Origin of the sequence: Actinomadura sp. 21ATH (genome assembly GCF_041951345.1) — a bacterium.
Classification (GTDB): domain Bacteria; phylum Actinomycetota; class Actinomycetes; order Streptosporangiales; family Streptosporangiaceae; genus Spirillospora.
Map to the genome: position 1 here is coordinate 975,915 of NZ_JBGNUR010000001.1, position 13,300 is coordinate 989,214.

Annotated in this window: 12 protein-coding genes; 4 read left to right on the forward strand and 8 right to left on the reverse strand. The window is 73.9% G+C overall.

Features of this window, described 5'->3' with window-relative positions:
- Positions 1-12: 12 nt before the first annotated feature.
- The 5 genes from ACA361_RS04665 to ACA361_RS04685 all read right to left on the reverse strand — a co-directional run bounded on the left by ACA361_RS04665 (position 13) and on the right by ACA361_RS04685 (position 5,070).
- Positions 13-843 carry a CDP-alcohol phosphatidyltransferase family protein gene (locus ACA361_RS04665; RefSeq protein ID WP_375010900.1) on the reverse strand — a complete coding sequence of 277 codons (831 nt, stop codon included), beginning with the start codon at positions 841-843 and terminating at the stop codon, positions 13-15.
- 10 nt (positions 844-853) lie between these two features.
- Positions 854-1,909 carry an iron-containing alcohol dehydrogenase family protein gene (locus ACA361_RS04670; protein WP_375010901.1) on the reverse strand — a complete coding sequence of 352 codons (1,056 nt, stop codon included), beginning with the start codon at positions 1,907-1,909 and terminating at the stop codon, positions 854-856.
- 88 nt (positions 1,910-1,997) lie between these two features.
- Positions 1,998-2,729 (reverse strand): sugar phosphate nucleotidyltransferase, encoded by a 732-nt coding sequence (locus tag ACA361_RS04675; protein ID WP_375010520.1) that lies wholly within the window; start codon positions 2,727-2,729, stop codon positions 1,998-2,000.
- On the reverse strand, positions 2,726-3,466 hold the full coding sequence (locus tag ACA361_RS04680; RefSeq protein WP_375010521.1) for a DUF5941 domain-containing protein: 741 nt from the start codon (positions 3,464-3,466) through the stop codon (positions 2,726-2,728). The genes ACA361_RS04675 and ACA361_RS04680 overlap by 4 nt, the downstream gene beginning before the upstream one ends.
- A complete protein-coding gene (locus ACA361_RS04685; protein ID WP_375010522.1) occupies positions 3,463-5,070 on the reverse strand; it encodes a CDP-alcohol phosphatidyltransferase family protein in 1,608 nt (535 codons plus the stop codon). Before ACA361_RS04685 ends, ACA361_RS04680 begins: the two co-directional genes overlap by 4 nt.
- Before the next feature lie 91 nt (positions 5,071-5,161).
- Here ACA361_RS04685 and ispD point away from each other — a divergent pair, with 91 nt between their 5' ends.
- Positions 5,162-5,899 carry a 2-C-methyl-D-erythritol 4-phosphate cytidylyltransferase gene (gene ispD / locus ACA361_RS04690; RefSeq protein WP_375010523.1) on the forward strand — a complete coding sequence of 246 codons (738 nt, stop codon included), beginning with the start codon at positions 5,162-5,164 and terminating at the stop codon, positions 5,897-5,899.
- Entirely contained in the window at positions 5,896-6,690 is a 795-nt protein-coding gene (locus tag ACA361_RS04695; protein ID WP_375010524.1) for a glycerophosphodiester phosphodiesterase, read from the forward strand. The genes ispD and ACA361_RS04695 overlap by 4 nt, the downstream gene beginning before the upstream one ends.
- 134 nt (positions 6,691-6,824) lie before the next feature.
- Here ACA361_RS04695 and ACA361_RS04700 read toward each other — a convergent pair whose 3' ends face one another.
- Both ACA361_RS04700 and ACA361_RS04705 read right to left on the reverse strand, forming a co-directional pair.
- Complete coding sequence (locus tag ACA361_RS04700; protein WP_375010525.1) at positions 6,825-7,628, reverse strand: hypothetical protein; 804 nt, start codon at positions 7,626-7,628, stop codon at positions 6,825-6,827.
- An 81-nt stretch (positions 7,629-7,709) separates the two neighbouring features.
- Positions 7,710-8,750, reverse strand: a complete 1,041-nt coding sequence (locus tag ACA361_RS04705) for a glycosyltransferase family 2 protein (RefSeq protein ID WP_375010526.1) — start codon at positions 8,748-8,750, stop codon at positions 7,710-7,712.
- Between the two features lie 203 nt (positions 8,751-8,953).
- On the opposite strand from ACA361_RS04705, the gene ACA361_RS04710 reads away from it, so the two are divergent.
- Complete coding sequence (locus tag ACA361_RS04710) at positions 8,954-10,627, forward strand: LCP family protein (RefSeq protein ID WP_375010527.1); 1,674 nt, start codon at positions 8,954-8,956, stop codon at positions 10,625-10,627.
- Between the two features lie 57 nt (positions 10,628-10,684).
- Here ACA361_RS04710 and ACA361_RS04715 read toward each other — a convergent pair whose 3' ends face one another.
- Positions 10,685-11,854: an acyl-CoA dehydrogenase gene (locus tag ACA361_RS04715; protein WP_375010528.1), complete on the reverse strand. Its 1,170-nt coding sequence runs from the start codon at positions 11,852-11,854 to the stop codon at positions 10,685-10,687.
- Positions 11,855-11,947: 93 nt separating this feature from the next.
- Here ACA361_RS04715 and ACA361_RS04720 point away from each other — a divergent pair, with 93 nt between their 5' ends.
- Complete coding sequence (locus ACA361_RS04720; RefSeq protein ID WP_375010529.1) at positions 11,948-13,282, forward strand: UDP-glucose dehydrogenase family protein; 1,335 nt, start codon at positions 11,948-11,950, stop codon at positions 13,280-13,282.
- The last annotated feature ends 18 nt before the right edge of the window (positions 13,283-13,300 follow it).

Sequence of the window (13,300 nt, forward strand, 5' to 3'; positions counted from 1 at the left end):
CCTCAGAAAGGCTCACTTCAGTCTCCGCGAGGCCAGGATGCTCACCAGGTGCAGCAGGGTCTGGACGACGGCGACCGCGGCGACCGCGACGGTGAGCACCCGGATCGCGGCCGGCGTCTCGTTGCCCAGCAGGACGTCGATCGCGGCGGCCGCCACGATCAGGAGGGACAGCTCGACCGCGCCGATGATGCGGTGGAACTTCAGCATCGAGGCGGCCTGCCGGGCCAGCGCCATCCCGGTGGAACGGGGCCGCAGCGCCCGGTCGCCGCCGGCCGGGTCGGCGGGCAGGCCGGACTTGGCGCGCGCCACCACGACGTTGTCGGTCTCGGCCTTGATCAGCGCCGCGCCGAGCGCGGCGAGCAGGCCCAGCTCGGCGTAGCCGCCGTTGGACCAGCCGCCCTGCGCGGCGAGACCGAGGCCGATCAGGAGCGAGACCTCGGAGAGGTAGTGGCCGATCCGGTCGAGGAACACGCCGGCGACGGACGTCTGCCGCAGGTAGCGGGCGACCTCGCCGTCCACGCAGTCGAGCAGCAGGTAGACCTGGATGAGGAGGGCGCCGCCGAGCGCGGTCCACAGCGCGCCGGTGCCGCCGAACGGCAGCGACACGACGACGCCGGCCGCGATGCCGCAGCCCATCATCATGTACGTCAGCTGGTTGGGGCTGAACCCCATACGCATGGCCAGCCAGGCGAAGTACGGCGACAGGGCCCGCATGTAGAGGCGGCCGGCCCAGTGCTCCTCGTTGCGGCGGTCCTTGAGGCCGGGCGGCTGCCCGTACCGCCGGACGTCGGCGACGCTCGCGGACCGCCGGGACGGCCGCTGGTCGTCGCCGGGGGCGGGCATCTCCGGGATCTCAGCCTCCATGGGCTTCGACATACTCTTCCACCGCCTTGAGGATCGCGCCCTGGTCCAGGCCGAGATGCTCCAAGATCGTATAGCGGCCCGGGCGGGTCTGCGGGGCATACTCCACGGCTCGCGCGAACTGCTCCGCGGTCAGCCCGATGTCGCCGGGCAACCGGGGCAGCCCGTGCCGGTCCAGGCAGGCCGTGATCTCCGCCAGCCGGTCGGCGCCGGTGCCGAGGTGCGTGGCGCGCAGGTGGTAGCAGAACGCGGCGCCGATCCCGGCCAGCTCGCCGTGGTTGGCGGTGCCGGGATACAGCTGGTCGATCGCGTGCAGGATCTCGTGGTCGCCGCCGCTGGACGGCCGGGACGAGCCCGCGAACGCCATCGCCATCCCGGACAGCACGAGCCCCTCGGCCAGCACGGTCAGGAACCGGTCGGACTCGATCGTCCCGGGCTGGTGCAGCAGCGCCTCGGCGGCGGTGCGGGCGACGGTCAGCGCCATCCGGTCGACCGGCTCGCCGCACTCGTCGGCGGCCAGCAGCCAGTCGTCCACCGCCGAGAAGTTGCTCACCACGTCGCCGATCCCGGCCCGGACCAGCTCGGCGGGCGCGGCCCGCACGTAGTCGAGGTCGACGACCATCGCCAGCGGCATCACCACGCCGAAGGAGCCCTTGCCCTTCTCGTGGGTCAGCGACGCGACCGGGGAGCAGATCCCGTCGTGGGAGAGGTTGGTGGCGACCGAGACCATCGGGATGCCGGCCAGCGTCGCCGCGTACTTGGTCGCGTCGATCGTCCGGCCGCCGCCGATGCCGACGACGGCCTCGTACGAGCCCGCCCGCAGATTGGAGCCGAGCGATACGGCGGCGTCGACGGTGCCGCCGTCGACCCGGAAGACCTCGCAGGCGGCGAGCGACGGCCGGACGTGCTCGGCGATCTGGTCGCCCTGGCCGGGGCCGACCGCGATGGCGACCCGGCCCTCGGTGACGATCCGCCGGTCGGCCAGCAGGTCGCCCAGGGCCGCGACGGCGCCGCGCCGGACATCGATGGACAGCGGCGCGGTCAGCATCCGCGTCAGCAGGGGCATGTGGACTTCCTCGCTCGGGACGTCGGGGCGCCCGGGACGCGAGTCGGCGCGCCCGGGCCCGGCGGGCGGGTCAGTAGCCCTTGGCGATGCGGCGGGCCTTCTCCAGGTCGTCGTGGTTGTCGACCTCGACCCAGTCCACCTCGCCGATCGGGGCGACGCCGATGACGCCGCCGCGGTTGACCAGCTCCTGGTAGCCGTCCTCGTAGTAGAGGTCCGGGTCCCCCTCCCAGGTGGCCTTGAGCGCGTCGGCCAGCGGCTCGGCGGCGGCCGGCTCGATCAGGGTGGCGCCGATGTACTCCCCGTTCGCGGTCTCGGGGTCCATCAGCTTGGTGATCCGCTGGAGCCGCCCCCCGGCGTCCAGGATCACCTTCATCTCCTCGTCGGCCAGTGTTTTCACGTCGTCCACCGCCAGGAGGATGTCCGGGCCGCGGTTCGCCAATAGGGTCTTCTCGACACCGACCGGGTGGACCGTGTCGCCGTTCACCATGAGGACGCCCTTGGAGAAGTGCTCCCGAGCCAGCCACATGGAGTAGGCGTTGTTCCACTCCTCGGCCTTGTCGTTGTGGACGAGGGTGAGCGAGACGCCGTAGCGCTCCTCCAGCGCGGCCTTGCGCTCCTCGACGGCGCCCGCGCGGTAGCCGACGACGATGACCACGTCGGTCAGCCCGACCTCGGCGAGGTTGCCCAGGGCGATGTCCAGGATGGTGGTCTCACCATCGACCGGAACCAGGGCCTTGGGCAGCGTGTCGGTGTAGGGCCGCAGCCTCCGGCCCGCGCCCGCCGCCAGCACCATTCCGATCATGCTTCCTCTTCCTCCAGGTGACCCGTCACGCCGCCGCGCACCGCATCGCGCCCGGCACCGCGGCCGCCCGTGAGCCCGGTTCGCGCCCAGACCGCGACGCTCTCGCCCACGGACAACACGCCAAGGTAGACGGCGAGCGCCGCGTACGCGAACGGAAGGGCGCCGGAGAGGCCCGCCCAGCCCGCCAGTCCCGCCAGGCCCGCGGCCAGCATCCGGCCGTCCCAGCCCAGCCCGGCCCGGCGGAGCGGCCCGGCCGCCCCGAACCCCTGGTGGGTGCGGTACACGATGTCGTAGTGGTGGTACGCCAGGACCGCGAGCAGCACGTAGACGAGCGGTGCGGCCACACCCTGTGCGAACCCCAATGCGGCGAGGTAACCATACTCGATCGTGCGGAGACCGGGAGGGACAAGCCAGTCGATCCTCCCGTCCAGGGGACGGCGGGCGGACGGTCCGGCCAGCACGGCCGCCATGACCGGCGCGAGGGCCGCCGCCGCGGGCCATCCGGCCGTCCCGGCGGCCAGCAGGGCGGCCGTGAGCAGCAGGGAGGCGGCGACCGCGACCGGCGGGGACGGGCGCTGCCGGCCCGGCCGCCCGAGCAGCCGCCCGATCAGCAGGACGGCCGGCCCGTCGTCCCGGTAGGCCAGGAGCCGGTCTGGTACGGCCGCGCCGCCGGTCCCCGGCCCGCCGCGCGCGTGCGGCACGGCGTCCCGGAGGAGCCCGCTCCCCGGGCCGGTCATGCCGGGACCGCCCGTCCGAGCCGTCCCGCGAGGGTGTACGCGGCGGCGGCCGCGCCCCAGGCCAGCAGGGCGAGGAACGCCACCCTCGCGTCGGCCGCGGCCGCGGTGACCGCGATCAGCGCGATCCGCTCGCCGCTCGGCAGGGTGAGCGCCTTCCGCGCCCAGTACGCGGCGCGGCCGCCGCTCCTCCGCCCGGACTCGGCGGGCGCGACGGAAGCGGCGGGCGCGGCGGGGTCCGGGAGTCCGAAGGAGCCGTCCGGGGCGCGGCGGGCGGCCGCGGCCGGCGCGGGGGCGGAGCCGCGGGCCATGAGGGACGCGGTGAGCCTGACCCTGGCGGGCGGCGGGGCGTTCCGGGCGTGGAAGGAGAAGTCCATCATGTGCCTCAGGACCTGGAGGATCAGCGCGGCGGCGGCGAGCGCCCACACGTACCCGCCGCCGGCGGCGCAGCCCCAGGCGAGGCCCGCGTACGCCGCGTACTCCTTCACCCGGTCGAGCACCGAGTCCAGCCAGGCGCCGAACACGCTCGCGCGCCCGGTGTAGCGGGCGAGCTGCCCGTCCACGCAGTCGAGGACGAACGAGAGGTAGAGGAGCACCGCGCCGGTGACCAGCCCGGCGCGGGTCCCGGCGGAGAACCACATCGCCGCCAGCAGCGCCAGCGCCAGCGAGGTGCCGGTGACCGCGGCGGGCGTCAGGTCGCGGCCGGCGGCCCAGCGGACGATGTGCGGCGAGTACGAGCTGACCGCGTACGTGGCGACGAACCCGTCGTCCGCCTTGACCGCCGCGGCGAGCCGGCCGGCGTCGTCGCCGTCCTCGATCGCCGCCCGGGCCGCGCGCACGCCCTCCGCGTCGGCCGCCCGGCGGCAGGGCGCGCCGCCGCACGGTTCGGCGGCGACCGGCGTGCCGGACCGGACGAGGCCGACCAGGAGCAGCTCGGCGGCGCTCGCCCGCGTGCCCGGCGTCACGAGGTCGGCCAGCTCGGCGGCCGTGTCGGCGGCGGCCGGCGCCTGCTCCGCCGCGATCCGCAGCACCCCGGGCGAGAGGGCGTTCGGGTCGGGGACGGCGTGGTCGGCGGAGCCCGCGGCGACGATCCGGCGGCCCGCGACGCGGACGTCGGCCGTCCCGTACGGCCGGTCCGCCGGGTCGGCGGTACGGGCGAGCGCCCGCCCGCGCGGCACGGTCAGCGCCGCGACCGGCGGGCCGCCCACGCCGCCCACGCCGCCTGCGCCGCCCGTGCCGTCCAGCAGCCGGGCCAGCGGCTCGTCCGCGGCGACCAGGTCGGCGGGCAGGATCAGCAGCGGCGTGCCGTCCGTCCAGGCGAGCCTGGCCAGCCGGGCGATCTCCCGCAGGTCGGCGGCGGTGTCGGCGCACTCGGTGACGAAGTGGCCGTGGGCCCGCAGCGGCGGCGCGAGATCGGGCCGCCCGAGGACGTGCACGTCCGGTACGTTGAGCGTGGTGAGCTGATCACACAGCCGCGCCAGGAGCGTCGGCGGCCCGTCCGGGTCGCCCGGGGCGGCGGCGCCGCCCGGGTACGGCAGGGCGGCCGCGGGTCCCGGGCCGGCCCCGCCGCGGGCCCGGCCCGTCGCGATGATCACCGCTAGGGTCATCGGCGCCTCCCGGCCGCCTGGGTGCAATAACAGGAACGACTGCTCAGTGTAGCCATCCGGCTACATATTGCGATCAACGAGATGGGACGGCATGGCGGACCGTACGGTGGCGGTGGTGCTCGCGGGCGGCATCGGGCAGCGGGTCGGCTCGGCCCGCCCCAAGCAGCTCCTCGAAGTCGGCGGGCGGCCGATCCTCAGCCGGGCGATCGCGGCCTTCGACGGCCATCCCGGCATCACCGAGGTACTGGTGGTGATGGCCGCCGGGCACGTCCGCGCCGCCGCCGCGCTGGCCGCCCCGTTCCGCAAGGTCACCGGGGTGATCGAGGGCGGCGCCACCCGTACCGCCTCGACCGCGGCCGCGCTGGAGGCGCTCGCCGGGCATCCGGACGGGACGCGGGTGCTCTTCCACGACGCCGCCCGGCCCTTCGTGGACGCCCCGGTGGTCGACCGCGTGCTGGACGCCCTGGACGCGTACGACGCGGTCGCGGTCGGCGTGCCGTCCAGCGACACCATCGTCGCCGTCGAGGACGGCGTGGTCGCCGGCATGCCGCCGCGCGCGTCGCTGAGCCGGTTCCAGACGCCGCAGGGGTTCCGGCTGGGCACCGTGCGCGCCGCGTACGGGCGGGCGCTGGCCGACCCGGACCTGCTGGCCACCGACGACTGCGGCATCGTCCACCGCTACCTCCCCGAGGTGCCCATCCGGGTCGTGGAGGGCAGCGAGCGCAACCTCAAGGTCACCCACCCGCTGGACATCGTCGTCGCCGAGCACCTCGCCGCCGCCCCCGCCGATCCCGCCGATCCCGCCGACCACCCCACGGAGCTCTCGTGATCTTCGAAGACCCGGCCTCCCGGCACCGGCCCGCCGTCATCGGCCACCGCGGCCTCGGCTCCGGCGACCTCGCGGTCCCCGGCGCCGCCGACGGCGCCACCGTCGCCGAGAACACGATCCCCTCGATGCTGGCCGCGCTGGACGCCGGCGCGTCCTGGATCGAGCTCGACGTCACCCGTACCGCCGACGACGCCCTGGTGCTGCGGCACGACCCGACCACCCCGGAGGGCGCGTTCGTGGTGGACGGCGAGGCGGCCGCGCTCGGCCTGCCCCTCCTGGAGGAGGTCTTCGACGCGCTGCCGCCCGAGGTGCCGGTGGACGTGGACGTCAAGACGATCCTGGAGGACGCGGTCGACGATCCGTCCCGGCGCACCGGCGCCCTGCTGCTCCCCGTCCTGGAACGGGAGGCGCGCCGCCGGCCGCTGCTGGTGACCTCGTTCGACCCGTCGCTGCTGGCCCACCTGCGCGACAACCTGCGAGGCGTCCCGCTGGGGCTGCTGACCTGGCACCGCTTCCCGCTGTGGCACGGCATCCCGGCGGCGGCGGGCCTCGGCCTCCAAGCGGTCGGCGTGCACACCGCGTCCTGCGGCTTCGACCAGCCCGACACGCGGCTGCGGCCGCTGGAGCACTGCGTGGACGTGGCGCACAAGGCCGGGCTGGAGCTCCTGGCCTGGTGCCCGCCCGCCGAGCGCGCCCGCGACTTCGCCGCCGCGGGCGTGGACGCGCTCGTCGTCAACGACGTCCCGGGAGTGGTGGCGGCCCTGACCGAGGATCCCGCCACCGTCGACTAGCGAGTGGCGGCCGGCGCGCCGACCGCCGGGATGCCCGAGCCGCCGTCGACTCGTGGCGTGTCCTCCCTCCGGCGGCCGCGTGAAGGACGGACACGCCACGAGTCGACGGCGCGGCGGGCAGGGTCAGGCGGCGGTCACTTGCCGTCCTTGTCGCCGCGCAGGTCGTCGCCGCCGTACATCTGCGTCCACTCGCCCGGCTGCTCCTGCTTCGGCGCGGAGCCGCCGGCGGGCGCCTGCCCGGGCTGCCCGGGGTGGTCGCTTCCGGAGCCGTAGCGGGGCGCTCCCGGCTCGGGCGGCGTGCCGAACGGGCCCTGGTCGGCGGGCGGCGGCGGGGTGCCGTACGGCTGCGCGGGCGGGTTCGGGTCGGCGGCGGGCGGCGGCGTCCCGTACGGCTGCTGCGGGTGCGCCTGCGGCGCGTACGGCCCCGGCTGCGCGCCGGGCGGGCCGACCGGCGGGCCGCCGGGGCCTCCCGGCCCCATCGGGCCCGCGTACTGCGGCGCCCGGCCACGGGCGGCACCGGCCGACCGCCAGCGCGAGGGCGGGGCCGAGGCCGCCAGCAGCGCGACGCCGACGAGGAGGAACCCGCCGTACGCGCTGAACGTGAGGAACCAGCGCGCCAGGTCGCCGGGCATGAGGTCGGGCAGGTGCCGGATGCTGAACCGCGGCGCGGCGATCCACAGCAGCCCGATGAGGGTGAACACGATCCCGGGGACGGCCGAGGCGACCGGCGACAGCCGGGAGCCCATCAGCGCGCCGAGCAGGGCCGCGCAGAACAGCAGCGCGAGCGCGCCGGGCAGCCGGTCCGACCACGGCGGTTCCATGAACAGGCGCGCGTAGCGCACGGTCCTGTCCGTCCCGTACATCAGGCCCACGGCGATGATCGGGGTGGCGACCAGCCCGACCACCACACCGATCCCATGGCGTGCTCCACCGGACATGGCCACCTCCTCAGGCGCCGACGGCATGATCCGTCCAACGTAACCCTGAGATGCGGTGATCGGGAAAAAGGTTCGAGACCGTTACGGGTTTTTCGCCGGCGTCGGCTGACCCAGCCCGGGCGGGCTCGTCAGGAAGCCCAGCCCCCAGGACACGTGCATGGTCGCGAACACCAGCGGCAGCCGCAGCCACGCCGACACCGGCAGCCCGCGGCCCTCGACGCCCGCGCCGAGCACGATCCCGGCCGCGTACGCCCCGGGGACGATCCAGCCCGGCCAGAACCCGAACGCCCCGGCCACCGCGCCCGCCGCCATCGCGACGACCGCCAGCGGCGGCGCCAGGTAGCGGAAGTTCAGCGTGCCCTGGTGCTCCCGGCCCACCACGCGGCGCCAGCGGCCGGTGTGGAAGTACTGCTTGGCCAGCGCCCGCAGGTTGGGCCGCGGCCGGTACGTCACCCGCATCCGGGGCGTGAAGAACACCCGCCCGCCGGTCTGCCGGATCCGGTGGTTCATCTCCCAGTCCTGGGCCCGCACGAACGTCTCGTCGTACCCGCCGACCCGGTCGAGCGCGCTCCGCCGGAACGTCCCGAGGTAGACGGTCTCCACCTCGCCCGCCTCGCCGCCGGTGTGGAACCGGGCGTTCCCGACCCCGATCTTGGACGTCATCGCCCGCGCCACGGCCTTCTCGAACGGGGTGACGCCCTCGGCCGCCATGATCCCGCCGACGTTGTCGGCGCCGGTCTCCTCCATCGTCTCCACCGCGGCCCGGACGTAGTCCGCCGGCAGCAGCGAGTGGCCGTCCACCCGCACGATGATCGAGTACTGCGACGCCTTGATGGCGATGTTCAGCCCCTGCGGCGTGCGGCCGGTGGGGTTGGGGACCACCACGATCCGCGGATCCTCGGTGGCCAGCCGGGCGGCGATCTCCTCGGTGCGGTCCCGGGAGGGCCCGATCGCCAGCACCAGCTCCAGCTCGCCTGGATACTCCTGGAGCAGGATGCGGCGGACGGCGTCGGTGAGGTGCCGTTCCTCGTTCAGTACGGGCATCACCACGGAAACCGCCGGCCACGTACGGTCGGTGGTGGCGGCCTGCGGGGCGCTGTGCGCGCCGGAAGACGGATTCATCTGGACTCGCGGGCTCTCTCTCGATCGTCCATGACGCAGCCGAACACACCCGGGTCAGCCCGGGGGCAAGGTCAAGACGGCGCCACGTTACTGCAAGGACACGAGGTCCAGGTACCGAACGGACCGGTGTCTCCCACTTTAGAGTGGGAACCCACGCGTGCCGGAAGGTGCCGAAGCGAAGTTCTCGGGAGGCGGCGGCCAGGATGGCAGACGGGCCCAGGAAACCGGACGGGCAGGGACGGGGCGGCGAGACCGATCCGCTGGAGCGGTACTTCAAGCCACGCCCCGGCGGCCCCGGCGGCCCGGCCGAGGACGACGAGAGCATCGAGGGCGTCACGGTCGACGGCGTACCGGCCCCCCGGGTCGCGGTGGACGGGCCGCGCGGCCCGCGCCGTCCCGGCTCGGGCATGAGCCGCCGGTCGGCGATGAGCGCCCGCAGGCAGCGCCGCTTCCTGATGGTCACCGGCGCCATGTCGGCGTTCGTGCTGCTGACGTCCGGCGGCGCCTGGGCGTTCCAGAACTACGTGACCGGCGCCCTCGACCGGGTCAGCGTCGGCGGGCTCGGCAAGGGCAGGGACACGCCGAAGGGCGCCATGACCATCCTGGTCGCGGGCGTCGACCGGCGCGAGGGGCTCACCAAGGAGCAGCAGAAGGCCGCCAGGCTCGGCCACGAGGCCGGCGAGCGGTCCGACACGATGCTGCTGATGCACATCTCGCGGAACCACGACCGCGTCACGGTGGTCAACCTGCCGCGCGACTCGTACGTGACGATCCCGCCGCACAAGTCGAACGGGTCGGAGGGCCCCAAGGGCACCCAGGTCCCGGGCCGTCCCGGCAAGCTGACCTGGGCGTACCAGTTCGGCGGCCCCGACCTGACCGTCGACACCGTCAAGCGCTCGACGGGCGTGTCCATCGACCACTACGTCGAGGTCAACTTCTACGGCTTCATCAGCATGGTGGACGCCCTCGGCGGCGTGGACGTGTGCACCGAGGAACCGATCAACGACAAGAAGAGCGGGCTGGTGCTGCCCGCCGGCACCACCCACGTGGACGGCATGAAGGCGCTCGCGTTCGCCCGCGCCCGCTACACCCTCACCGGCGGCAGCGACCTCGGCCGCATCGACCGCCAGCAGCAGTTCATGGCGGCGATGATGAAGCAGGCCCTGAGCACGAAGACGCTGAGCGACCCGGGCAAGTCGTCGCGCTTCCTCAACGCCGCGCTCAAGTCCCTGCGGGTGGACGACAAGCTCGCCGACGACCTGCCCGGCCTGGCCGAGCAGATGAAGGGCCTGTCCACCGACAGCCTCACGTTCGCCAAGGTCCCGCTGGCCAACCCGAACCACAACGCGCTGTTCTGGAACGCCCCGACGCCCCAGTCCAGCGTCCTGTGGGAGCAGAACCGCGCCGACGACCTCTTCACCAAGATCAGGCGCGACCAGCCGGTGGCGAAGGAGAGGAAGCCGTCCGCGGCGCCGACGACCGCCAAGCCAACCGGCCCGACCGTCCCGCCGGAGGACATCCGGGTCAGCGTCCTGAACGCGATCGGCACCCCGGGCCTGGCCACCAAGGCCGGCGGCCAGCTCCGCGACGAGGGCTTCAAGGTCACCGTCGTGCCCGGCGTCGCCCGCCGCGGCCTCCAGACCACCACGATCCAGTACGGCCCCGGCCGCAAGGACTCCGCCGAGACGCTGGCCGCCGCGATCCCCGGCGCCAAGCTCAAGCAGGTGGGCTCGCTCGGCTCCCGCGTCCAGGTCCTCGTCGGCGACGACTGGTCCGGCGTCGAGAAGGTCAAGGTCCAGGCGTCCCCGACGGCGTCCGCGAACCCGTCCGGCGAGGTCGAGTCCGGCACCGCCACCGAAAAGCTCTGCAAGGGCTGACCGGGCGCCCCCGGCCGGAGTCCCCGGCGGCCGGGGGCCGTGCGGCCACGTCGGCGGCTACTTCAGGAGCTGGCGGGCCATGACCATGCGCTGGATCTGGTTGGTGCCCTCGTAGATCTGGGTGATCTTGGCGTCGCGCATCATCCGCTCGACCGGGAACTCGCGGGTGTAGCCGTAGCCGCCGAGGAGCTGGACGGCGTCGGTGGTCACGTCCATCGCCACGTCCGAGGCCAGCGCCTTGCAGGCCGAGGAGACGAAGGTGAGGTCGGGGATCTTCGCGCCGTGCATCGCGCGCTCGGACTTGATCGCCGCGTGGTAGGTGAGCTGGCGGGCGCCCTCCAGGCGCATCGCCATGTCGGCCACCATGAACTGGACGCCCTGGAAGTCGCTGATGGACTTGCCGAACTGCTTGCGCTCCTTGATGTAGCCGAGCGCGTAGTCCAGCGCGCCCTGGGCGATGCCGAGGGCCTGGGCGGCGATGGTGATGCGGGTGTGGTCCAGGGTGGCGAGGGCGGTCTTGAAGCCGGTGCCCTCCGCGCCGATGATCCGGTCGGCGGGGATCCGGACGTTCTCCAGGATGACCTGGCGCGTCGGCGAGCCCTTGATCCCGAGCTTCTTCTCCTTGGGCCCGAACGAGACGCCCTCGTCGCCCTTCTCCACCACGAACGCGGAGATGCCGCGGGCCCCGACGCCCGGCTCGGTCACCGCCATGACCGTGTAGTACTCCGAGACCCCGGCGTTGGTGATCCACATCTTGGCGCCGTTGAGCACCCAGTGATCCCCGTCACGCACCGCGCGGGTCTTCATCCCGCCCGCGTCCGACCCTGCCTCGGCCTCCGACAGGGCGTACGAGAACATCGCTTCGCCCTTCGCCACCGGAGTCAGATACTTTTTCTTGAGCTCATCGGAGCCGGACAGCAGGACCGGAACCGTGCCGAGCTTGTTCACCGCCGGGATCAGCGACGACGAGGCGCACGCGCGAGCGACCTCCTCGATCACGATCACGGTGGCGAGGGCGTCGGCCCCGGCGCCCCCGTACTCCTCCGGGACGTGCACCGCGTGCAGGTCGTTCTGCACCAGCGCGTCCAGGGCCTCCTGAGGGAAGCGGGACTCCTCGTCGACCTCCGCCGCATGCGGCGCGATCTTGGCGTCGGCGAGCTCGCGGACCGTCGTGCGGAGCAGCTCGTGCTCCTCGGACGGAGCGTACGTGGGAAAGTCGGGACTCATAGCGCGAATGCTACCCGCCGGTACACTGCCCCCGGCCAGGGCGGGGTATGTCCACCACCGGGCGGCAGCGAGAGACGACGAAGGAGTTGTGCCTTGACCCACCGGCTGACGGTGATCGGGACCGGGTACCTGGGCGCCACCCATGCGGCCTGCATGGCGGACCTGGGCTTCGAGGTGCTCGGACTGGACGTCGACCCCGAGAAGGTGGCCCGGCTCGCGGCGGGCGACCTGCCCTTCTACGAGCCGGGGCTGGAACCCGTGCTCCGCCGCAACCTGGAGAACGGGCGGCTGCGCTTCACCTCCTCGTACGAGGAGGTCGCCGAGTTCGGCGACGTCCACTTCGTCTGCGTCGGCACCCCGCAGAAGGCGGGCGAGTACGCCGCGGACATGACCTACGTGGACGACGCGATCACCTCGCTGGCGCCGCTGCTGCACCGGCCGTGCGTGATCGTGGGCAAGTCGACCGTGCCGGTCGGCACGGCGGAGCGGCTGGCCGGCCGGATCGCCATGCTGGCGCCCGCCGACGGCGACGCCGTGCTGGCCTGGAACCCCGAGTTCCTGCGCGAGGGCTTCGCCGTCCAGGACACCCTGCACCCGGACCGGATCGTCGTCGGCGTGCCCTCCGACCCGGGCGCCGCCGACCGCGCGGAGAAGGTCCTGCGCGAGGTCTACTCCTCCATGCTGGCCGCGGAGACCCCGTTCATCGTCGCGGACTACCCGACGTCCGAGCTGGTCAAGGTATCGGCCAACGCGTTCCTGGCAACCAAGATCTCGTTCATCAACGCGATGGCCGAGGTCTGCGAGGCCGCGCACGCCGACGTGACGAAGCTCTCGGAGGCGCTGTCGTACGACGACCGGATCGGCGGCCGGTTCCTCGGCCCCGGGCTCGGCTTCGGCGGCGGCTGCCTGCCCAAGGACATCCGCGCGTTCATGGCCCGGGCCGGCGAGCTGGGCGTCGACCAGGCGCTGACGTTCCTGCGCGAGGTCGACGAGATCAACATCCGCCGCCGGATCCGGATGGTGGACCTGGCCCGGCACGAGCTGGGCGGCTCGTTCATCGGCCGTACGGTCGGCGTGCTCGGCGCGGCGTTCAAGCCCAACTCCGACGACGTGCGCGACTCCCCCGCGCTCGACGTGGCCGCCACCATCCGCGGCCAGGGCGGCAAGGTCACCGTGTACGACCCGCAGGCCATGGCCAACGCGCGCCGCGCGCACCCGGCGCTGGACTTCGGCGAGTCCGCCATGGACGCGGCCCGCGGCGCGCACGTGGTGCTGCTGCTGACCGAGTGGCAGGAGTTCCGCGAGATGGACCCGCACGCCCTCGGCGAGGCCGTCGCCGAGCGCAACATCGTCGACGGCCGCAACGCCCTGGACCCCGAGCAGTGGCGCTCCGCAGGCTGGAACTACCGCGCCCTGGGCCGCCCGTAGGGAACGATCGGGACCGCG

What these genes read in the sequence shown, in the direction of transcription:
- ACA361_RS04665 (WP_375010900.1), bottom strand. Translation starts at nt 843, where the DNA reads ATGCCCGCCCCCGGCGACGACCAGCGGCCGTCCCGGCGGTCCGCGAGC.
- ACA361_RS04670 (WP_375010901.1), bottom strand. Translation starts at nt 1,909, where the DNA reads ATGCTGACCGCGCCGCTGTCCATCGATGTCCGGCGCGGCGCCGTCGCG.
- ACA361_RS04675 (WP_375010520.1), bottom strand. Translation starts at nt 2,729, where the DNA reads ATGATCGGAATGGTGCTGGCGGCGGGCGCGGGCCGGAGGCTGCGGCCC.
- ACA361_RS04680 (WP_375010521.1), bottom strand. Translation starts at nt 3,466, where the DNA reads ATGACCGGCCCGGGGAGCGGGCTCCTCCGGGACGCCGTGCCGCACGCG.
- ACA361_RS04685 (WP_375010522.1), bottom strand. Translation starts at nt 5,070, where the DNA reads ATGACCCTAGCGGTGATCATCGCGACGGGCCGGGCCCGCGGCGGGGCC.
- ispD (WP_375010523.1), top strand. Translation starts at nt 5,162, where the DNA reads ATGGCGGACCGTACGGTGGCGGTGGTGCTCGCGGGCGGCATCGGGCAG.
- ACA361_RS04700 (WP_375010525.1), bottom strand. Translation starts at nt 7,628, where the DNA reads ATGTCCGGTGGAGCACGCCATGGGATCGGTGTGGTGGTCGGGCTGGTC.
- ACA361_RS04705 (WP_375010526.1), bottom strand. Translation starts at nt 8,750, where the DNA reads ATGAATCCGTCTTCCGGCGCGCACAGCGCCCCGCAGGCCGCCACCACC.
- ACA361_RS04710 (WP_375010527.1), top strand. Translation starts at nt 8,954, where the DNA reads ATGGCAGACGGGCCCAGGAAACCGGACGGGCAGGGACGGGGCGGCGAG.
- ACA361_RS04715 (WP_375010528.1), bottom strand. Translation starts at nt 11,854, where the DNA reads ATGAGTCCCGACTTTCCCACGTACGCTCCGTCCGAGGAGCACGAGCTG.